Source organism: Xanthomonas sp. JL1 (assembly GCF_038405005.1).
The window spans coordinates 1-20,720 of the sequence record NZ_JBBYGR010000017.1 but is presented as its reverse complement, the minus strand read 5'-3'; the positions used below and the strand labels follow the sequence as shown (position 1 = coordinate 20,720).

The following is a 20,720-nucleotide window of genomic DNA, read 5'->3' as shown; positions in this document are numbered from 1 at the left end:
AATCGATTTACCGCATATTTGCGATATGCGCGACGATGTTGCGCGCTGCAGTGATGCCGTCATGCAGGACGTTGAAGTCGCTGCGCGCGGCCTGGTCGCTCGCCGCAGACCAGTGCCCGCGAATCTGTTGCGCAGTGGCATCGAGCGCTGTGTCCACGTTGCGCAGCCGCTCGCCGGACAGATCCGCCGCCTTGGTCTGTAGAATCTTGCTCATATCCTGAGTGACCGCATCGGTCATTGCATCGAACATGGTGGGCTCTCATTGCGCCGCTTGCTGCGGCAGGGATGTCATGTGCTTGGTACCATCCGGCGTTTCGACATAGTGCAGGTCATCGGCGAGCAATGCCGCGTCGTAATTATCCGGTGTTTTTATGGACGGGTCTTGCTGGCTGATCTCCACGTGCAGCGCGCGGACCTCGGGGCCCAGGTCGCTGCGGACGTCGGCAATCCGGCGGCTTGCACGTTCTGCGTAGTCGCTGCTGCCGGAAACCGAGAAAACGCCATTGCCCTCGTAACGTACGCTGAGGGCGGGGTCAGCCAGGGTGTCGCGCAGCGTCGCCACCACCTCGTCCACCACGGCCACGTTGACGGCAACGCCCGGGTGATAGCGACGCACCTGCGCACGCAAGCGTGCAGCATCGGCGCTGCTTGGCACCAGGCCTTCGATCAGCACGCGCGTGCCGACCTGTGCAACATGCGCTTCGCGAAAGCCCAGCTGCTTCAATAAACCTTTGGCCTGATTGACGGCAGTTTCCGGATGTTGCCGGGCGGCAGCATCGGACAGAAACGCGGGCTGCAACGAGGGGAGAAACGCCGCGGCTGCAAGTGCTAGCACGGCGCCCACCGCAGTACGCACGATGTTGCGCCTGGACGTGCGCGGCGCTGGTGGCGGTGCTGGGGAAAGCAGCCGCTCCAGCAACGCCACATCGTCCGGCCAATCGGCACCAGCATCGCCAACGCATAGCACCAACGGGCCGAAGCGCACTGGCTGAAACGCAACGAAGGACGTTTCTGGCAACGTGTCGCTGCTATAGCGGATCTGCCCATCTTGGTCTACCTCGATACTGAGTGAGCAACCAGGCCAATCGTCTATTCGTATATCGGTTTGGGGATCACTCCCCAGGGTGTAGCGACCTGGTGCCAAATCTAATCGTGCGCCTGCGTGGGTTCCTGTCAGTACGCGAAGCTGCATGGTCATGGGCGAACCTCCTGAGCCGCCTGTTCTGGTTGCTCAATCAGAAGTGTGTTCAGACGTGTGATGGCATGTCTACGATCGACCTGTCTGCGCGGTTTTTCCGCATTCAGCAATATCAGTGGAAGCAGTAGATGAAAATTGCGTAGCGCTGGCACCGGTTCCAACTCGGATGGCATCAACTCCAGTAATCGGGTCCGCAAGGTCTGCAGGTTTTCCGCCGCGGTGGCCTTGTCGTACGAGCTCAGATGCTCGCGCATCAACCTCCAGACCGTCTCAGTCAACGGGGCGACGGCAGGATGCGAAACGCCGATGGCGCGCAGTTCGACAAGCGCAGCAGCCAGCGCGTCTCGCTTGGCCACTGGATCGGCGTCGCGCCTGGCCACGTAGCGATTGAGAATCGCGTCGATGCACGTGCGTATGCTGTCGGTCACCTGCCTTGGAGCGCCACCGTGCCACGGACCGGCCTGCGTGTCGTCGGTATGCGTGTTGCGGTCACCGCCGTGCTGGTCGCTCTGGCCATGCTCCCGGCTCTGGGCCGGAGCGATCGCCACGCTTACCCGTCCGCGCAGTGCGCACTCGCGTTTGGCTTCGATCTCTTCCTGCTCGTTGGCGTCGAATTCATCCTCGTGGCCGTCCAGCGACCGGTTCCCGCGTCGTCGCCTGCGCGGTGGAGCAGGGCGCAGACGGGTTGCTCTTGCCGCAATGTCGGCAGGCGACCCTGCGCTGGTGCTTGCCGCATCGGCATGGTGATCGGCATGGTGATGCGAGCCGCCATGCTCGGTGGAAACCGAGGGCTGCAAGGGACCGGGCGAGATGCGACGGATCATGGGAACGCCGCCTGCATCAATGCCTGACCGAACTGCATGATGGCCGAGGCACCCCACGGCGCTGTCACGGCAATGGCGGCCACCACCACCACCAGCTTGAGCGCGAACGAGATCGATGCGTCCTGCAGCGACATCACTGCCTGGACGAAGGCGATCAGCAGCCCGGTCAGCGCAGCGACACCGACCACCGGCAAGGACACCTTTAGGCAGAGCAGCAAGGCTTCGGAGGTAAATCGCACTAGATCGTCGTGGTCCATGGCGTCACCGATAGCTCAGAACCAGGCCATGAATCAGCATCGACCAGCCGTCCATAGCGACAAACAGCAGCAGCTTGAACGGGATCGCCACATTGGTCGGTGTGACCTGCGAAAGGCCCATCGCCATCAGCGCGTTTGCCACCACCAGGTCGATGACGATAAACACCAGATACAACAGAAACCCGATGCGGAAGGCTTCGGTCAATTCGCTGAGCGTGAATGCCGGTGCCAAGATAAGCAAGTCGTCCGACTTGAGCGTGGTGGCCTTGTCCTTGGGCCAGATCTGCTGTGCAGAACGCATGAAAAATGCCTTTTCGCGCTCCGGTGTATGCTTGAGGAGGAATTGCCGAAAGGGCTCCCGGCAGGCGTCGAGCAGCACCACAATGCGGCTGTTATCCGACCCGGCACCGTAGTTCTGTGCGGCCTTGAACGCCTCCATGCCCACCGGCGCCATCACAAAGCACGACACCAGCAATGCAACGCCATTGAGGACCATGTTGGGCGGCACCTGCTGCACCCCGATCGCATTGCGCAGCAAGCCGAGCACGACCACGATCTTGGTGTAGGAGGTGACCACCATCGCTGCGAAGGGCAGCAAGCCCAGCATGATGACCACCAGCAGCAGCGAGCCAACGTCAGGCATCTGCATGCGTGCTCTCCGACATGCTGAGGATCTGCACACCAAGATGTTCGCCCACTGCCAGCAACCTGCCGGTGCCGATGGTCTGGCCGTAAACGACCAGACGGATGTCGGCTTGATCGACCGGCACCGACAACTCCAGGATCTGCCCGGGCTGTAAACCCGACAAGGTCGATAGAGACAGCGCAAGTTGATCCACTTCCAGTTGCACCGGCAGTTCCAGTTCCGCCACGTTGCTGGTGGACGGCGCGACTTCAGGCTCAAACGTATCGTGCTGCATTGTGGGGCTGGCCTCCAGAATCATCTGTTGCATGTTCAAGCGCACCGCCGCACGCAATACCGCGCCTCCAGCGATCCCCCAAAGCACTTCGCCGCTGGTGAGCGCAGCCGCAGCCGTGCAATGCAGCAAGACATCGCCAGGTCGCAGCGATTGCAGCAATGCAGCTGATGCGGTGCGCCCGCCGATGCGCAGGCGCGTGTTGACGCGCAGTGCAGCCAGCCAGGCTGGCAGCTGCGCGGGCGCCGCAAGTCCGTCAACTGCGGCCTGCAGCGTGTCCAGCAGCGACGCGCTCGCCTTCAGCGCAATTGCATCGAGATCGCCCAGTGTCATACCGATGCCGTGGCAGTCGTCTGGCGTTGCATCGCGCTCGAAGGCGATCACCTCGGCAGCAGCCAGGCCGAGCGGCGCAAACGCGCCCAGATGATCGGCCAGTAACATTCCCGCGATCGAAACGCGTAGTGCGTCGTCGTCCTCGTTCAATAACAGCGCCAGGCCGTCGCGCGCAGCAATCCGCAAATCCATCTGGCCGGTATCCACCTGCAGGCGCAGGAGGGCCGCATCATTGGGTGAGATGCCACGGCAATGTGTCACGAAGCCGCATTGGCGTGCGGCGCGTGGATCGCCGAACACCCTGCCCAGCTGCGCGCGCTCGGCCGAAACGCGCGTCAACGCCTGAGAGAGTGCGCGTGCCGTTGGAGCCTGGCTCTGCTCGGTTAGCAAGATGGAGTTCCTCCAAATGGCTTTCTGTCGCCAGTGCAGCGTTAGACGACCTCGATGCTGATCTGGAGCGTGCTACTCAGTGTTGACGTCAGTGCAGCCTCCAGGCGCTGCCTTCCACACCAAAGTACCTCGCGCGCGTCTGGCGAACTGGTATTGAAGCGAAGCGATAGCTGGTGTGGCGAAAGTCGCAAAAACAACGTCGTCTGTGCGACGACCTCTTGATCGATATCCAGCCACGCTTCCCAGCTCCCTGCGCTGCGCACGGGCTTGGCGTTGCAGAAATCGGCCACTCGCAGCGCGATGTGGTCGATCGCCATTTGGGCGCGTTGCGTGCGTATCCACTCGGTCGCGATCTGTCGCCCCACGGCGCCATTGTCGTTGCCTTGGGGCGGCTCTCGGTGTTTCGGCCCATCGAGACGTAATGGCGGGTCCGTTTGTACGGGCGCGCTGTCACGCGCCTCAGTGAAGCGCTCCTCGGCATCAGGCTCCGGTCGATCCTCGTCGTCGCACTGTGGTGGCAACACCATGCAGGGAAGCGCGAGCTCTACGCTGCGCAGGCGCTGGCGCAGTTGCAGGAAGCTGGAACGCTGCGCCGACCGAGCTGGCGTGGCTGGAGTCGCCGGCCGCTGCAGTGCGCCGCTGACCGGCAGGATGCGCACATGGCGGAGGGGCAGCTTGCGCATCACACCACCACTCTACCGATCGGCTGCAGCTGTACCTCCGAACCCAGCTCCTGGAACGAATAGACCTGCAGCCACGTCAGCCGTGCTTCGATCATGCGGCGTACATATCTGCGCACGTCCATCGACGCGACCACCGCCATCGGATGCTGCGCCTGACCGCCAACGATGCGTTCCACCTGTTCGACAAGCTGGTTCGCCTGCTCGGGCGGAAGTGCCAGGAAATTGCCGGCCGCGGTCGCGCGAATCGATTGCCTGATCAATTGTTCGACAGCGTGGTCGAGCATCACTGCGGGCAGCTGCCCGGTGCCTGCGGTGGCGGTATGCGCAAGATAACGGCTGAGGTCGCAGCGCACATATTCGGTCAACATCAGAAGATCCTTTTCCTTCGGCCCCCATACCACCAGACTCTCCAGAATGCTCTTGATATTGCGCACCGGAATCCTTTCTTCCAGTAGACGCCGCAACACATCGGCAATGCGCTGGGCGGGCATCGCCTTGTTGACCTCCGCAACCAGCCCGGGATAGTCCGCAGCCACCTGCTCCAGCATCCACTGCGTCTCCTGGATGCCGACGAACAAGTGCGCCCGTGCATGCAGGGGCGCGATGGCCTGCCGGGCCAGTGCTCCCTGCATGTCCTCCGTGTTCTCCAGTTCGGCGCGTGTCTCGGGGACATCGTGAATCAACACCTCGTATTGCATGCCTTGCAGCGACTCGCTCTGCCATATCGCAATCCCGGGAAACGGCAAGCCCAGCAACTCGACCAATTGATGGCGCTCGCTTTCGATCGCCTGATCCAGCCGCGCGGGGTCGAGCAGAGCAGCCAGCTGCGGCGACAGCCGCATCGACAACGGTGAGGCGAAGTCAGGAGCGGTTTTGCGAATATGTGGCGCCTCGCCTTTGGCACCTTTACGGCTCGTCGAAGGCAACTTGCGCTGATCGTTGCCGCTGATGTCGCGTTGCTTGCGCCAGATCGCATAGCCGCCGGCGCCGACGGCCGCTGCCAGCAGCAGGAACAGCACGGCCGGAAAGCCAGGGACGAATGCAAAGCAGGCCAGCAGCACGCTCGCTGCCATCAGCGCTCGCGCGTTGCTGGTGAGCTGACGGCCGATATCGAGCCCGAGCGAGCTGAGCCTGGTCTCGTTTTCATTGGCCACGCGGGTGATCATGACGCCGGCAGCCACCGATATCAGCAGTGAGGCGATCTGCGACACCATGGCATCGCCCACCGACAGAATCGCAAAGCGGTTAGCGGCGTCGCCCGCCGTCATGCCGTGGTACGTCACGCCGACCACGATGCCGGCCAGGATGTTGACCATGGTGATCACCAGGCCGGCGATCGCATCACCCTTGACGAATTTCATGGCGCCATCCATGCCGCCGTGCAGTTGGCTTTCAATGGCCAGCCGCGCGCGTTTGCGGCGTGCCTCATCTGCGGTCAAGTTGCCGCCACGCAGGTCGGCATCGATACTCATCTGCTTGCCGGGCATTGCGTCCAACGTAAAGCGCGCACCGACCTCGGCAACGCGCTCGGAGCCCTTTGCGATCACGATGAACTGCACGGTGGTGATGATCAAGAAAACGACCAGGCCCACCACCAGATTGCCGCCGACCACCAACTCGCCAAAGCTCTCGATGATATGGCCCGCCTCGGCATGCAGAAGGATCGACTTCGTCGAAGCGATATTCAAGGACAACCGCAGTAGGGTGGTGAACAGCAGCAGGGAAGGAAACGACGAGAGTGAGATCGAGTCGGGCACATACATCGTGACCATCAACAGCACCACGCTCAGGGTGATGTTGATGCCCAGTAGCGTATCGATCATGGGCGTTGGCAGGGGCAGGATCATCAGCCCGATGACCGCCACCACCAAGGCGGCGATCGCCACTTCGCCGCTATAAGCGAAATACCTTGTCGCTCGCACGCGATCTCCTAGCATGGCAGGGCTCCATTGCCGTCGCCGTCGCCGTGGTCGCGACCGAGTCCATCGACCCAGCGCAACACCACCGCAACCGTTTCGAACAATTGCTCGGGGATTGCGTCGCCCAATTCCACCTGATACAGCGCACGTGCCAGTGGCGGATTGGCAACGATCGGAATGCCCTGGTTATGCGCAAAGGCGCGCAGTTCCAGCGCGCCATCGTCTACGCCCTTGGCAACGACCTGCGGCAAGCCGAAGTCATCGGGCTCGTAGGCCAATGCCACCGCGTAATGGGTCGGGTTGACCACCATCACCTTGGCCTTGGCGACGCGTTGGCGGGGGTCGCCGAAGACCAGTTCCTTGGCGAATTCCTTGCGTTTGCCCTTGATTTCGGGGTCGCCCTCGCTTTCCTTGTATTCGCGCTTCTGCTCGTCCTTGCTCATTCGCTTGTCGCGGATGAACAGCCAGTGCTGCACGCTCCAGTCTGCAGCGCCGACCAGTATGAACAGCAGCACGCCCAGTGCGAAGAGCATGCTCAGGGTTCGCCAGGCAATTTGGGAAATGTCAAGCGGTGTCTCGTAGGCAAGCCCAATGATCATCGGCATGAGGGTGCGGATACCGACCCACAGCACCACGCCAATCAGGATGGCCTTGATGATCAACTTCAGTAGATTGATGAGACTTCTCAACGAAAAAAGTTTCTTGACCCCGTTTGCGGGATTGAGCGAATCGAACTTGGGCGACACCGGCTTGAGCGAGGCGTTCAGGCCCGTCTGAAACGCACCGCCTACCAAGCCAGCCACCAGGCACGCAGCCAGGAACGGCAGCATCAACAGCAATCCCTGGATGCCGATATGGGCGAGTGCACGGTTTATCGCCGTTGCATCGCGTGTGTTTTCCGAAAAATCGAAGCCGATCCTCGTCAATGCGCGCATGTGATCGACGAAGTAATCGCCGGCCGATTTCATCACCAATAACGCGCCGAAGAGCACCGCGGCTGCAGTGACGTCCGGGCTGACCGGAACTTCCCCGTCCTTGCGCGCATCCCGCAGTTTCTTCTCGGTCGGCTTCTCGGTTTTTTCTTCCGACATTGCCTTATCCTTCCGCGATCGCAGCGCCCCCGATTGTGGGGAGCTGTGGTCGAGCGATCCGTTTTCCAGGCGAATGTGTGGATGGCCTGGCGAAGCCGGAATGATTTGTTCGCCAGCGACTTCCGATATTCGCTTCCGGAAGGATCTGACCGGCGTGGCGCGCGTAGCTTGCCCCGCATGTACGGTCCGCATGCCATAAAAAACGAGGTGCAGTGTGGAGAAGATTCAATGTCCCGGGTCGGTCGTGAGTGGGCTCATCGAGCTGATCACGGTCGGACTCACCCATGAAAAGATTCAGGACGCTGCCGCTGTCCTGGCCGCAGTGCGAGTACTGCGGCCAGAGCTGAAAGCGCTGGACACGTTCGATGCATGGATTTCGATCAAGCGCGGCAATTACGTGGACGGTGCGCGCCTATTGCGCGAGCTGGAGGGCGACGCCGGCTCCAAGCCTCTGTGCAGGGCCTTGTACGCCTGCTGTCTGTTCGCGATGGGGGACCCGTCGTGGCATGGCGTTGCAGACGGGCTGATCGAAGAAGACGCCGATGCCGACGCGGTGGCCTTGGTCAAGGCGCTGTCCGGGCGAACTACCCCAACGTCCGCACCGGCGGACGTACCGGTTGAATCGTCAGCACCGATGGAAGTTCCGAATTCGCAGTACCTGCGCGCCTGAGTCACGCCAGTCCCGACCCCATAGGAGTATGTGATGACGCTCATTCCTCCTGTCCAAGCGATTGCCGGCACCAGTGCTGCCGCTACCCAAGCGCTGTCGCCGGTGGCAGCGCCCAATCAGGCGCTTGTGAATCGCTTTCAAGCGCTGATGCAATCCTCCAGCCCCTTGCCGCCCGCCATGCAGCGGGTGGGTAGCCCGAGCATGATGAGCCGGGTGGTCGATGTGCAGAACGATGGTGTGCGTACCATCGCCGAGCATATCGATGCCTTCAGCATGCAGGCACCGACCATGGGGCTGCAGGAAATGGCAGCGCAGCAGATCAAGTTGATGCACGAGCTCACCATGGTCGGCTTCAACCTCAATGTCAGCGTCGGCGTGGCGCAATCGGGAAAGAACGCCGTGCAGACGCTGGTGAAGAACCAGTAGCATGCGCGCGCTGAGATACCTGGTGGTGCTGCTGGCGCTGCTGCTGTCTGCATGCAGTCAGCAGCTGTATTCCGGGCTCACCGAAAATGATGCGAATGACATGCTCGAGGTGCTGCTGCATGCGGGCGTAGACGCGTCCAAAGTCACGCCAGACGACGGCAAGACCTGGGCGGTGAACGCACCGCACGATCAGGTCTCGTATTCTCTGGAGGCGCTACGCGCGCATGGGTTGCCGCATGAGCGGCACGCCAATCTCGGCGAGATGTTCAAGAAGGACGGGCTGATCTCGACACCCACCGAAGAACGCGTACGTTTCATCTATGGCGTATCGCAGCAGCTATCGCAGACCTTGTCGAATATCGATGGGGTGATCTCGGCCGATGTGGAAATCGTGCTGCCCAACAATGACCCGCTTGCCACCTCGGTAAAACCGTCCAGCGCTGCGGTGTTCATCAAGTTCCGCGTCGGTAGCGATCTGACCAGCCTGGTGCCCAATATCAAGACGATGGTCATGCACAGCGTGGAGGGACTCACCTACGAAAACGTCAGTGTCACGCTGGTGCCGGGCGGAGCGGAGAGCGATGCGCAGTTGACCGCATCGGCACCGCCGAGACCTTCACCGTGGCCTTGGGTGGTCGGGTGTGTGGTGACGTTGTGTTTGGCGGGTGCGGCGGCGCTGTATTGGTGGCCAAACCCCCAGGCCGGCCGTTGGGGCGGCTTGCAGCGCCTGCGCGAGTTGACGACGAAAGGCAAAGCCGGGTGAGCGCTGGATGGACAACACGCGGATCGACAATGCGGCACGATGTGTTCAGCGCTGGACGGACGCGTTGGCGCAACTGGCAGAATCGTTGGACGCCGCACGGGTGGCGCATTGGCTTGGCCCGGTGGCAGCGTCAGGCTGGGCAGCGGCGCCCGTCTACCGTCGTATGCGGGTAATCCAGGCGTGGTCAGGATGGTCGGAATTATCGCCGTCTGCGCTCGGCGTGCACGCGAACCAACTTGCCCTGCTGATGCCCGCGCGATTGGCCAATGTCCTGATCGCGCGTGCGCTGTTCTCGCGCGGGTTGGCAGTGCGCCGGTGCATCGAGCGCGAACGTCTGGGCTGGCTCGAACAGTGTGTGGGGCCGGCCGTGCTTGAGCATGTGCGCCAGAACGCGTCGGCCGGCCTCTCCGTGCCCCTGTTGCCACGCGATGCCGATCAGGCGGCGTGGGTCGGCGACGGTTGGCGTCGGATGCAGGCCGATGGCGTCTGGTCCAACCCGGTTGTTGCCAAGCTGCTGGCGCTGTCCTTGCCGTTGGGCGCCGCGCAGGTGGCGACCGTTGCAGCAGACGGTGCAAGCGCTGCATTCCTGACCGCGCTTCCCACCCTGATGCCGGAGGCGTCATGCGTGTCTGGTTGAGGTCAACGCCCGACGCGATCGGTCTGGATTGCGATGTCGTTCCGCGCGAGGCGCTGGCCTCGGTGTTGGCGCTGGATGCTGCCGCTGTCGAAGTGCACGCACGCTGCGAGCAGGCCCTGAGCCAGGCGCAGGCACGTGCACAGACGCTGATCGAAGAGGCCCAGCAGCAGGCCGAGGCGATCCTGCACGATGCGCGCCAAAAGGCCGAGCGCAGCGCACGCCTAGGATATGCAGCCGGCCTGCGACGTCAGCTTGATGAGTGGAACGAATCCGGCCTGCGTCATGCCTTTGCCGCCGAAACGGCAGCGCACCGGGCACGTGAGCGCCTGGCTGAGATTGTGGCGCGCACCTGCGAGCACGTCATCCTCGGACACGATCCCGCGGCGCTGTATGCGCGTGCGGCGCAGGCCTTGGAAGGTGCCCTGGACGAGGCCAAAGCCTTGCGCGTGAGCGTGCACCCCGAGGCGCTGGACGCTGCGCGGCGCGCCTTCGACGCGGCCGCCACCAAGGCGGGCTGGACCCTGCAGGTAGAGCTGTGCGGCGATGCCGATCTGGCCGTGGGCGCCTGCGTGTGCGAATGGGATACGGGCGTGTTCGAGACCGATCTGCGCGATCAGCTGCGCAGTCTGCGGCGCGTCATCCGCCGCGTGTTGGCCGCACCCCAGGAGCCCGCGGATGTTGGCTGAGACGCCCCTGCTGGAGACAACGCTCGAGCGCGAACTGGCCACGCTCGCCTTCGGTCGTCGTTATGGAAAGGTGGTCGAAGTCGTCGGCACCATGCTCAAGGTGGCCGGCGTGCAGGTCAGCCTGGGCGAGGTGTGCGAGTTGCGCCAACGCGATGGCACCTTGTTGCAGCGGGCCGAAGTGGTGGGCTTCAGTCGCGATCTCGCGTTGCTGGCGCCGTTCGGGGAGCTGATCGGGCTGTCGCGCGAGACGCGCGTGATCGGATTGGGGCGCCCGTTGGCGGTGCCTGTTGGAGCGGCCTTGCTGGGGCGCGTGCTCGACGGCCTGGGCGAGCCATCGGACGGGCAAGGAGCAATCGCCTGCGACACCTGGGTACCGATCCAGGCGCAGGCACCAGACCCGATGCGTCGGCGGCTGATTGAACACCCCATGCCGACCGGTGTGCGGATCGTGGATGGCCTGATGACACTGGGCGAGGGCCAGCGCATGGGCATCTTCGCCGCAGCAGGCGTCGGCAAGAGCACCTTGATGGGAATGTTCGCGCGCGGTACGCAGTGCGATGTCAACGTGATCGTGCTGATCGGCGAGCGCGGGCGCGAGGTGCGGGAGTTCATCGAGTTGATTCTCGGCGCCGATGGTCTGGCACGCAGCGTCGTGGTTTGCGCAACCTCTGATCGCTCATCGATCGAGCGCGCGAAGGCCGCTTACGTCGGCACCGCCATCGCCGAGTATTTCCGGGATCGGGGCCTGCGCGTCCTGCTGATGATGGACTCGCTGACGCGCTTTGCCCGAGCGCAACGCGAGATCGGTCTGGCCGCTGGCGAGCCACCCACGCGCAGGGGCTTTCCGCCATCGGTGTTTGCCGAGTTGCCGCGCCTGCTCGAGCGTGCGGGCATGGGAGAGAGCGGGTCGATCACCGCGTTCTACACCGTGCTGGCCGAGGACGATACCGGCAGCGATCCGATTGCCGAGGAAGTGCGCGGCATCCTCGATGGGCACCTGATTCTCTCTCGCGAGATCGCGGCCAAGAACCAGTACCCGGCAATCGACGTGTTGGCCAGCCTGAGCCGTGTGATGAGCCAGATCGTCCCGTCAGACCACTCGCAGGCCGCCGGCCGGTTGCGGCGCCTGCTCGCCAAGTACAACGAGGTGGAAACCCTGGTGCAGGTGGGCGAATACCGTCAGGGAAGCGATGCCGTTGCCGACGAAGCGATCAATAGGATCGATGCGATTCGCGACTTTCTCAGCCAGCCGACCGACCAGCTCAGTGACTACGAAAGTACGCTGGAACAGCTGGCCAACGTGACCGACGATGCGTGAGCCTGCCTACACCTGGTCGGTGCTGCATCAGCTCAAGGCGCGCCGCTGCGAGCGCATGCAGGAACGCCTGAGTGATTGCAGGCGTGCGTTGGAACACTGCGACCGCGAACTTGCCAGGTGCAGACAGGACACAGAGGCTTGCACCACGCGCTTGGCCGACTGCGATGCCGCACTCATGGACAAAACCGGCGTGGGTGGTTCGATCAATATCGATACGATCCTGCAGCATGAACGCTTCCGCACCGTGCTGGTCGAGGCCTGTCGCGCTGCCGAGCAGGCACAGGCAGCGGCGGATCAGTCGCTACAGAGCGCCCGCGATGAACTGGCCTCCGTGCAGCAGGCACTGAGCAAGCTGCAGGCACAGGCGCAGGTATACGCAGACAAAGCCGCCAGTGCACGCCGCGCCCGACAGGCGCAACGCGACGCGGCGGAGGAAGAAGACGCGATCGAGACGCTGGTCGCGCTGCGTTCGCACCGCGCCGCACATGGGGGCGCCCGATGAACGACGTCACCGATGCCTTGCTGGCCCTTTCCTCGCAGGGCGTGTCGCTGTTGACCCTGCTGGCACTGTGCGGGGTGCGCGTGTTCGTGATGTTCATCGTGCTACCGGCAACGGCGCAGGACAGTCTTCCCGGAATCGCGCGCAACGGCGTGATCTACGTCCTGAGCTCGTTCATCGCCTATGGGCAGCCGGCCGATGCGCTGGCGAAGATCCAGACGGTCGGCCTGGTCGGGGTGGTGTTCAAGGAGGCGTTCATTGGTCTGCTGATCGGGTTTGCGGCATCGACGGTGTTCTGGATCGCCGAGAGCGTTGGCCTGCTGATCGACGACCTTGCCGGTTACAACAATGTGCAGATGACCAACCCGCTCAGCGGCCAGCAAAGCACGCCGGTGTCCACGGTGCTGCTGCAACTGGCCATCGTGTCGTTCTACGCATTGGGCGGCATGCTGATGTTGCTCGGCGCGTTGTTCGAATCGTTTCGCTGGTGGCCGCTGACCCAGCTTGGGCCGAACATGGGGGCGGTTGCCGAATCGTTCGTTATCCAGCAATACGACAGCATGATGGCCGCCGTCGTCAAACTGTCCGCACCGGTGATGCTGGTGCTTGTGCTGGTGGATCTTGCGATCGGCCTGGTGGCGCGAGCGGCCGACAAGCTCGAACCGTCGAACTTGAGTCAGCCAATCCGTGGGGTACTGGCGCTATTGCTGCTCGCCTTGCTGATCAGCGTCTTCATCGCGCAATTCGGCGAAGCACTCGGTTTCCTGCATTTCCAGCAGCAATTGCACGATGCTGCCAACCTGGGTGGCAAGGCAGGCGCGTCGCACTGATCTTTATTGAGACATTCCCGGCTTTACATTCCCTACACTGGGCGTTACCGAATTTTTAATTTGCCTAGGAGAGGGAACGTCAATGGCTCCTGCCTGTACCACCACCCACCGCCAACGTGCTCCATTGTTCGCCGTACTGCTGCTCAGCCTGCTGCCGCTGTTCTCGCCACAGGCCGACGCCGCCCAGGTCCCGTGGCATTCGCGCACGTTCAAATACGTCGCCGACAACAAGGATCTCAAAGAAGTGCTGCGTGATTTGTCCGCCAGCCAGTCCATCGCCACCTGGATCTCGCCAGAGGTGACCGGCACGCTGAGCGGCAAATTTGAAACCTCCCCGCAGAAATTCCTCGACGATCTGGCGGCCACCTACGGCTTTGTCTGGTACTACGACGGCGCCATGCTCAGGATCTGGGGTGCAAACGAATCCAAGAGCGCGACCTTGAGTCTGGGGACTGCATCGACCAAGTCACTGCGCGACGCACTGGCGCGCATGCGCCTGGACGATTCGCGCTTTCCGGTGCGTTACGACGAGGCCGCGCATGTGGCGGTGGTCTCCGGACCGCCAGGGTATGTGGATACCGTTTCGGCCATTGCCAAGCAGGTCGAGCAGGGCGCCCGTCAGCGCGATGCCACCGAAGTGCAGGTGTTTCAGCTGCATTATGCGCAAGCGGCCGACCACACGACACGCATCGGCGGTCAGGACGTGCAGATTCCAGGCATGGCCAGTCTGTTGCGCAGCATATACGGCGCACGCGGCGCGTCGGTTGCGCCGATAGCCGCGTTTGGCGCCAACTTTGGCCGGGTACAGCCGATCGGCGGTGGGTCCTCCAACACATTTGGCAATGCCGCACAGGGTCAAGGTGGCGGAGCCAGTGGCACCCTTGGGCTGCCTTCGGCCTGGTTCGGCGGGGCCTCGCCGTCCGATCGCATGCCGGTCAGCCCGCCGTTGCCCGGCAGCGGAGCTGCTGCGGGGTCGCCGGCCAGCGTATGGCCGGAGCTCAGCAAGGGACGGCGCGATGAATCCAATCCGATCGACGCCGGTGGTGGCGCAGAGCTGGCCTCAGATGCGCCGGTGATCGAAGCCGATCCGCGCACGAACGCCATCCTGATCCGCGATCGACCGGAGCGGATGCAGAGCTATGGCACCCTGATCCAACAGCTGGACAACCGGCCCAAGTTGCTGCAGATCGATGCCACCATCATCGAGATCCGCGATGGCGCAATGCAGGATCTCGGTGTCGATTGGCGCTTCCACAGCCAGCACACCGACATACAGACCGGCGACGGCCGTGGCGGTCAGTTGGGTTTCAACGGCGTATTGAGCGGCGCTGCCACCGATGGCGCGACCACGCCGGTTGGCGGCACCTTGACGGCCGTGTTGGGAGATGCCGGACGTTATCTGATGACGCGCGTGTCGGCGTTGGAGACGACGAACAAGGCAAAGATCGTGTCTTCGCCCCAGGTTGCGACGCTGGACAACGTCGAAGCGGTCATGGACCACAAGCAACAGGCATTCGTCCGGGTCAGTGGATACGCATCAGCCGATCTTTATAACCTCTCCGCCGGGGTGTCGTTGCGGGTATTGCCCAGCGTGGTGCCAGGCTCGCCGAACGGTCAGATGCGTCTGGATGTGCGTATTGAGGATGGCCAGCTCGGATCCAACACCGTGGACGGCATTCCGGTCATTACCTCCAGCGAGATCAAGACCCAGGCTTTCGTCAATGAAGGCCAAAGTCTGCTGATTGCAGGATACGCCTACGATGCCGACGAGACCGATCTGAATGCGGTACCGGGTCTGTCAAAGATTCCGTTGCTCGGTAATCTGTTCAAGCACCGCCAAAAAAGCGGGTCACGCATGCAACGGCTGTTTCTGTTGACCCCACATGTGGTGTCGCCCTGATGGTTCTCGAAAAGCCATCGTTAGGCGATGAGGAGCTTGCTGCCATTGCCTGACATTCGGCGCATACCATTGGCCGAATACTGCCGGGATTGTTTAGGAAATCATCAGACGGGCCATGCAATTGGCGCGTCTGTGTATCGACCCGGAGCGCCTTGAGCCACCGCCTGGATGATCGTCAGGCGGTGCCGGGAAGCAGCATGGATCACTCGCACATGCTGGTTCTTACGTGTCGCCGCAGCCTGACTGGGCGATCACATGACAGGCCTGTCGCCTGCGAAAGACGCGTTCCTGCCAGTCAGCTCGGTATCTGCGGTAGACGATAAGAGGGCCAGCGGCATCTAGGCCTTTAACGGCCAGCGGTTGCGCGCGATCGTGTCAAGATGCCATGGGCCGGCAGCAGTGCGCATGGCCGGTGCGTGGGCACAGCAGGCTCTAGTCGAGCGACGATGGCGTGATGGTGTGAGATTGAACATCCAACCAATATCACTCCAGCAGTGAAGACCCACTTGAGAAGGCGTGTGCCGGAACAAAAATCCGGCAATGTCGTGCCGCGTTGAAGCCGGAACGGCTCGGTTAGCATGCCGATGGCTGTATGTCAAGCACCTGCGGCGCAAAAAAAGACGAGCGCACCTGAAGTGGGTAGCGCATGTTCACGGTTACAGGAACGAATGAACCCGTAGGCTGCCGCATGAAGCGGCAACCTGCAGGCCGTGGCCGGTAGGGGCGACCAACAGTTCTTTACTGCATCGATGCGCTGTCGCTCGAGAGGTTGGTGCCGAGGCCGAGGTCGCCACTAAAGTCACCGCCGAACCCGCCGCCGAACCCGCCGCCGAACCCGCCGCCACCAGCACCACCACCATTCTGCGCCTGGAGAATCTCTCCGACGATATGCATCAGCATCTGGGTGAATGGCGAGGGGCCATTCTGCTGCCCGGCCTGCTGCGAATTGCCGCCCTGGCCACCGCCATTATCGCCACCCTGACCCTTACCCTCCTCAGCATTTTTGCTCGACTGAAGCAGGGCCGAGATGAGCTGGCACAGCAACTGGTCCAGTTGCTTTTCCGAGATGCCCTGGTTGCCGCCCTGGTTCGAACCGAACGTTGTGTCCTGGCTTGGGCCAACCTGAAGGTTGGACGTGCTGCCGCCGAATTGTGTGTTCAAAGAATTCATCGTGACGATTCCTCTCTGATTAAATGGTATGTGTCTTTAGTATCAACAGCCGTGCCTAGACAGCGGTGGCTGCGAGGCGCGTTTTGCGCCCCGATCAAACAGTAGAAGCGGAAGCCCATCATCGCCAGAAATTTTGCGAAATTGCGCTTGTACGCGCGAAGAGGGCAAGTGAAAAAATGTTTTAGAATCGATAACAAATCCGCGGGGCGTTGTTGAGAAAAGCTTTTTTCGCTTGCCCGTTAAGTGTTTCGTTGGTCCTGGGTAAATCACGTACAGGTGGCGTTATGTTTCCGCCGTCGAGCGTCGGGGGTCGTTGTGTGCCGGCGCTCTACTCACCTAGAGACCTGTATTCAATCGAGATCGAGGTAACGACACATGATCAATTCAACGATCGCATGCCAGTATGTCGGTAAAGCATGCAATTGGCAGTTGGAGGCCTCGCCCGGGCCATCGCCAAAGCGACGCGTGCACGCGCAATTGTCCCGATGTGGTCGTTGGGCAGGAACTGGTCCGCAGCGTATTCTATTTGCAGCAGCGCTGGCATGCGCGGCACCTTTCGCACGCGCGGATTGCTTCGAAGAGGCTGCCGGATATCAGCACGTCAACCCTTGGGTGTTGCGTGCCATTGCCTGGCAGGAATCGCGCGGTCGCGCCGACGCGATCCATCGTAACAACAATGGTACGGTGGATTACGGAAAGATGCAGATCAACTCCATCCATCTGCGGCGGTTATTCGGCTATGGAATCTCCAAGGAAGCGTTGATGCAGCCGTGCGTCAGTGTGTATGTAGCAGCTTGGCGGTTGCGCGAGATGACCAATAAATATGGAAATACCTGGGCTGCAGTAGGCGCCTACCATTCGGAAACGCCGGGGGAGCGTGATAAATATGCGCATGCCATTCATTCGATTCTGCTAAGGCGTGGTGTGATTGGTGAATAGGGCAAGTGATCCTGCAGGGATGCGCGGTGCAGCCATGAGGATGCACAGGGCCTTGCATCAGGTGGCGTAGGGTCACGCAAGATGGCGGCACATTGACGCCGATTGTCTGCGGAAAATAGCGCCTATTTTTCTTAGTGATTGCGCATACGGTGACTGAAATGACGGTCGCCCCGGCAGCATCCGTCATCACGTGTCGACAATGTGCGAGCGCGGCTGGATACGTGCCGTGCAGAGGCCAGCTAGCCGCGACCTGAGCTGAGAATTGGCATACGCAGCCTAGCTTTCGATCAATCCCCGCTGTCCGCCGCCGCCTGGTGGTTTTTAGGATGTGCTGGAGGCTGCGCATAGAGCCATCACACAGCTGTCGCACGCGCACTGCCGGTGAACCGACAGTGCGTGTGTGACCACCTGTTGCTGCACTAACCGATGGCTGCGCGAGAGCCGGCGCGAAGCACTGTCCCGCTTACTCGGTTTGCGCGCGAGCGGCCTCGGCTTCGCGAACTGCCGCTGCAGCCTGCCAGGTGCCGGCAATGACCTTGTACTGCATGCCGGCGGCCACGCCCGCCAACGTATTGGAGAGCAGTGCGCTGCGTGCTGGCGGCAAACCGAGCCAGGTGCCAATCATGTTGACTGCTGTACCAAAGGCGATGTTGGAATTGATGGCGGCCGTGCGCGCGACAGAATGATCCATGATCCGCTCATAGTCCTCGCGCTTGGCCTTCCAGGCTGGTTCCCAGATCTGCTGCGTACCGGCTTCGTCGGCTTCGTGTTGGGTGACACTGAGCCAGTCGGCTGTCTCCAGAGCGACATTCAAGGCCGCGTTCACCGCCGCTTGCTGAAAGACAATCCTGGTCGCATCTCCAATGTTGAAGGGCGACAACAATCCTGCCCAGCGTTGCCTGGCCGATGCAAAGTCTGGTGCCTCCAGCTCATTCGATGCCAGGTTGGTCAGGATGTTGGCAATGCCGTAAAACCTGCCTGCACTGGTGACGTGTGGATCGCTAACGCCACCGTTGGTCGGCGCCCGCGTTCCCACCATGCGGAATGTCGCCTGGATGGCATCGCGGGCCGCTGCATAAGGGGCGACCTTGAGCTCACTGGTCAGCAGCCTGGCCGCCATCTCCGGTCTGCCATGAGCCTTGCCTGCAGCGCCGATGGCGATATTGCTCAAGATGCCGGTCAGCGCGAGCCGGGTGACCAGATCCGAATAATGTTGCTGCTCGCCCCTCTTGTGATGACGTTCGTCTTCGGACAGCGCTTCCCACTGTTCAAGATTAAGGTTGTGAAAGCCTCGGGCGGCGGCGTCCGGATTGCGGTTCTCGCGGTTGCGCCGCAGCGTATGCAGCGCCAGATGCAGCGTGCCCGACACCGCCTGCATGGCGACGACCGCTTCGGGTGGGAGGTGGCGAAACGCGGCAAACATCGCTTCGCCTATCAACTCGCGCACGAACGTGGTTGGACCCACGGAGGTGGTCTGGTGCACGAGATGTCCCAGCGCAGCGCCCAGGTATTGTTTGTCGAAGCTGATCGGTATGATGCCGCGCGTCGCCGCTGCGACCGCAGTCGCGGTGGGTCTACAGAGGGTGGTGACTCCATGCGTTGCACCTGCACGGACTGACGCAGCCAGTGCGCTCAAGCGCGCAGTGCCTGTCGCAGAGGCGGATGCATGCGCTTGGGAGCCATGTTGTGCAGCGTGTTCCTGGGACGGTGGAGCTGATGGTTCCAAGGAGTCTTCGGCGTCATAGAACCGCTCGCTGCTGCTCTCTTCCCCGCGCAGCGAAGCATGCAGCCGCGGACCTCCATAGGGAGACAGGTTTGCCTCGTTGTCGGTTTCATATCCGCTGTCGCTTCCTGTGCTATTGCGTCGTCCCGCAGGTCTGGGCGGCAGGGAGGAGAGGGGAGAATCGATCCTCGGCGTCGATCCATCGTTGCGTCGTTGTGCCTGTATCTCGATCACAATCTCGCCGCTTGTCGCTTGCGGTTGGTGGGAGGTACTGGCTGAACGGATGTTCTTCACGGCATGTCCTCGCGTTGGGGGGGGATATCGGCATGCAGTCGCCCGGTCTTGCAGGGCGATTGATCGCCGGTGCCGGACGATGGGTACCTCATCAGGACGGGCGTGGCGACGAGGGTCTTGATTGCAGCGTGTGGGTCGCTATTGGCAGCCAGACGCGTCGACCGGACAATCATGCGTCACGTGCGGCACGCCGACCCGGCAGGGTGCATATGCTGCGCTCCGCTGCCCGTGCAACTAGAGCGTGACTTCTTCGCTCGCAATCGATGCGCCCAGGCGTCCTTGCTGTCCACGGCGACCTTGGGTGGTATGTTTCATCGTCGTCGGCGAGCTTGAAGTTCGCATGAATCCACACAATCTTGACGCGCGCTTGGCGAAACGATCATTCCATATCCGAACAATCAATTTGTATGTGTCGGGCAAATATGTTTTCTGGTGCGTTCGTCTTTGCAGGGGCGAAGACGGGTGCACGTGTACCGGCAGCGCTGCGACATGCGTTGGTTGATGGACGTCGGTGCCCGTGCCGATTGACGGCGTAGATGGTTTGAGCGCTCGCCCAGCGCGCGTGGTGTGGCATGGAGAGCAGCTGGCAGCATTTCCGAGTACCAAGATCGCGAAGCCAACAAGGTGTAACCGCACCAAGGCTGCAGACAGCTGTTTGAGCGGTGTTTTCCCTACCAGCGCTGCGACCTATCTGCTTCTGCGCATCCCCTTATTCGCATGCAAGCCACACGCTGCCGAATCCTGCGGACCAGGGCGAGCTTGGCTGGATTAGGGAAATCGAGTGAATGCGTCGGTCCGTGGCCATGCCACTGTCGAGCGATTGCATTGCTGCGATCATGGAAAACTGCAGCAGTTGGCTATTATTTGGGCGTTTGCAATTACGGTTGACGCACCTGGGAGCTGCCCGGCACCTGAAAGGGCTGACTGACGAATCTATCGGTAAGTAATGGATATCGAAAGCTGAATTGCGCAAGGCGAGTCTGATCCGTTTGCTGTCGAAATCTACGCATACTCATAAGTCAGAAATATAGGCGACACTTGGATGCCTGAAGAACGAGCGCACCAATTCTGGTCGAGCTGCAATGTCGGATAACTGATCATGCACCCGATCGGCCAGCTTCCCGCCACTGCGCAGCGGGCTGCGCGCTACGCCCGTGCGCTTGGTGTAGCTCCACACCAATCTCGTCGGGATTCAAGTCCGGCGCGTCACCCGGCAGGAAATGCAGCGTCAGCCTGCCCTTCAGGCTGTCCAC

21 protein-coding genes and 1 pseudogene are annotated in these 20,720 nt (G+C 61.8%); 10 read left to right on the top strand and 12 right to left on the bottom strand.

The window, feature by feature from the left end; translation table 11 throughout:
* Nucleotides 1-7: 7 nt before the first annotated feature.
* From hrpD6 to sctU, 9 genes are all read right to left on the bottom strand, one after another.
* On the bottom strand, nucleotides 8-250 hold the full coding sequence (gene hrpD6 / locus WJW29_RS04430; RefSeq protein WP_011257074.1) for an HrpD6 family protein: 243 nt from the start codon (nucleotides 248-250) through the stop codon (nucleotides 8-10).
* 9 nt (nucleotides 251-259) lie between these two features.
* Nucleotides 260-1,198: an HrpD5 family protein gene (hrpD5, locus tag WJW29_RS04425; protein ID WP_113084393.1), complete on the bottom strand. Its 939-nt coding sequence runs from the start codon at nucleotides 1,196-1,198 to the stop codon at nucleotides 260-262.
* Nucleotides 1,195-2,022, bottom strand: coding sequence for a hypothetical protein (locus tag WJW29_RS04420; protein WP_011257076.1), 828 nt, complete (start codon nucleotides 2,020-2,022; stop codon nucleotides 1,195-1,197). Before WJW29_RS04420 ends, hrpD5 begins: the two co-directional genes overlap by 4 nt.
* On the bottom strand, nucleotides 2,019-2,279 hold the full coding sequence (sctS, locus tag WJW29_RS04415; protein ID WP_011257077.1) for a type III secretion system export apparatus subunit SctS: 261 nt from the start codon (nucleotides 2,277-2,279) through the stop codon (nucleotides 2,019-2,021). The genes WJW29_RS04420 and sctS overlap by 4 nt, the downstream gene beginning before the upstream one ends.
* 4 nt (nucleotides 2,280-2,283) lie before the next feature.
* Nucleotides 2,284-2,928 (bottom strand): type III secretion system export apparatus subunit SctR, encoded by a 645-nt coding sequence (sctR, locus tag WJW29_RS04410; protein ID WP_011407215.1) that lies wholly within the window; start codon nucleotides 2,926-2,928, stop codon nucleotides 2,284-2,286.
* Entirely contained in the window at nucleotides 2,915-3,868 is a 954-nt protein-coding gene (gene sctQ, locus WJW29_RS04405) for a type III secretion system cytoplasmic ring protein SctQ (RefSeq protein WP_027704248.1), read from the bottom strand. The genes sctR and sctQ overlap by 14 nt, the downstream gene beginning before the upstream one ends.
* A 92-nt stretch (nucleotides 3,869-3,960) precedes the next feature.
* Nucleotides 3,961-4,602 (bottom strand): type III secretion system protein SctP, encoded by a 642-nt coding sequence (gene sctP / locus WJW29_RS04400; RefSeq protein WP_027704247.1) that lies wholly within the window; start codon nucleotides 4,600-4,602, stop codon nucleotides 3,961-3,963.
* Complete coding sequence (locus WJW29_RS04395) at nucleotides 4,602-6,539, bottom strand: FHIPEP family type III secretion protein (protein WP_011257081.1); 1,938 nt, start codon at nucleotides 6,537-6,539, stop codon at nucleotides 4,602-4,604. Before WJW29_RS04395 ends, sctP begins: the two co-directional genes overlap by 1 nt.
* Nucleotides 6,533-7,612, bottom strand: coding sequence for a type III secretion system export apparatus subunit SctU (gene sctU, locus WJW29_RS04390; RefSeq protein WP_012443605.1), 1,080 nt, complete (start codon nucleotides 7,610-7,612; stop codon nucleotides 6,533-6,535). The genes WJW29_RS04395 and sctU overlap by 7 nt, the downstream gene beginning before the upstream one ends.
* A 214-nt stretch (nucleotides 7,613-7,826) precedes the next feature.
* Here sctU and WJW29_RS04385 point away from each other — a divergent pair, with 214 nt between their 5' ends.
* The 9 genes from WJW29_RS04385 (at nucleotide 7,827) to sctC (ending at nucleotide 15,341) form a co-directional block, all read left to right on the top strand.
* The gene (locus WJW29_RS04385; protein WP_011257083.1) at nucleotides 7,827-8,282 is read left to right on the top strand and encodes an HrpB1 family type III secretion system apparatus protein; all 456 of its coding nucleotides are present in this window, start codon (nucleotides 7,827-7,829) and stop codon (nucleotides 8,280-8,282) included.
* Nucleotides 8,283-8,315: 33 nt separating this feature from the next.
* The gene (locus WJW29_RS04380; protein WP_011407211.1) at nucleotides 8,316-8,708 is read left to right on the top strand and encodes a type III secretion protein HrpB2; all 393 of its coding nucleotides are present in this window, start codon (nucleotides 8,316-8,318) and stop codon (nucleotides 8,706-8,708) included.
* A 1-nt stretch (nucleotide 8,709) separates the two neighbouring features.
* Nucleotides 8,710-9,471 carry a type III secretion inner membrane ring lipoprotein SctJ gene (gene sctJ / locus WJW29_RS04375; RefSeq protein WP_011257085.1) on the top strand — a complete coding sequence of 254 codons (762 nt, stop codon included), beginning with the start codon at nucleotides 8,710-8,712 and terminating at the stop codon, nucleotides 9,469-9,471.
* A gap of 7 nt (nucleotides 9,472-9,478) precedes the next feature.
* Nucleotides 9,479-10,108, top strand: coding sequence for a type III secretion protein HrpB4 (locus WJW29_RS04370; RefSeq protein WP_011257086.1), 630 nt, complete (start codon nucleotides 9,479-9,481; stop codon nucleotides 10,106-10,108).
* Nucleotides 10,093-10,794 (top strand): type III secretion system stator protein SctL, encoded by a 702-nt coding sequence (gene sctL / locus WJW29_RS04365; RefSeq protein WP_011257087.1) that lies wholly within the window; start codon nucleotides 10,093-10,095, stop codon nucleotides 10,792-10,794. The genes WJW29_RS04370 and sctL overlap by 16 nt, the downstream gene beginning before the upstream one ends.
* Entirely contained in the window at nucleotides 10,784-12,112 is a 1,329-nt protein-coding gene (gene sctN / locus WJW29_RS04360) for a type III secretion system ATPase SctN (RefSeq protein WP_011257088.1), read from the top strand. Before sctL ends, sctN begins: the two co-directional genes overlap by 11 nt.
* Complete coding sequence (locus tag WJW29_RS04355) at nucleotides 12,105-12,614, top strand: type III secretion protein HrpB7 (protein ID WP_011257089.1); 510 nt, start codon at nucleotides 12,105-12,107, stop codon at nucleotides 12,612-12,614. The genes sctN and WJW29_RS04355 overlap by 8 nt, the downstream gene beginning before the upstream one ends.
* On the top strand, nucleotides 12,611-13,441 hold the full coding sequence (gene sctT / locus WJW29_RS04350) for a type III secretion system export apparatus subunit SctT (RefSeq protein WP_011257090.1): 831 nt from the start codon (nucleotides 12,611-12,613) through the stop codon (nucleotides 13,439-13,441). The genes WJW29_RS04355 and sctT overlap by 4 nt, the downstream gene beginning before the upstream one ends.
* A gap of 82 nt (nucleotides 13,442-13,523) precedes the next feature.
* Nucleotides 13,524-15,341: a type III secretion system outer membrane ring subunit SctC gene (sctC, locus tag WJW29_RS04345; RefSeq protein ID WP_011257091.1), complete on the top strand. Its 1,818-nt coding sequence runs from the start codon at nucleotides 13,524-13,526 to the stop codon at nucleotides 15,339-15,341.
* Nucleotides 15,342-16,079: 738 nt separating this feature from the next.
* Here sctC and xopA read toward each other — a convergent pair.
* Nucleotides 16,080-16,511 (bottom strand): XopA/Hpa1 family type III secretion system protein, encoded by a 432-nt coding sequence (gene xopA, locus WJW29_RS04340; RefSeq protein ID WP_044756183.1) that lies wholly within the window; start codon nucleotides 16,509-16,511, stop codon nucleotides 16,080-16,082.
* Between the two features lie 375 nt (nucleotides 16,512-16,886).
* Here xopA and WJW29_RS04335 point away from each other — a divergent pair, with 375 nt between their 5' ends.
* Entirely contained in the window at nucleotides 16,887-17,450 is a 564-nt protein-coding gene (locus tag WJW29_RS04335; protein WP_011257093.1) for a lytic transglycosylase domain-containing protein, read from the top strand.
* Between the two features lie 463 nt (nucleotides 17,451-17,913).
* Here the strand turns inward: WJW29_RS04335 and WJW29_RS04330 are convergent, their stop codons facing one another.
* Nucleotides 17,914-19,467, bottom strand: a complete 1,554-nt coding sequence (locus tag WJW29_RS04330) for a hypothetical protein (RefSeq protein WP_011257094.1) — start codon at nucleotides 19,465-19,467, stop codon at nucleotides 17,914-17,916.
* Nucleotides 19,468-20,479: 1,012 nt separating this feature from the next.
* Nucleotides 20,480-20,720 (bottom strand): annotated as a pseudogene (locus WJW29_RS04325) (transposase); the annotation flags it as partial.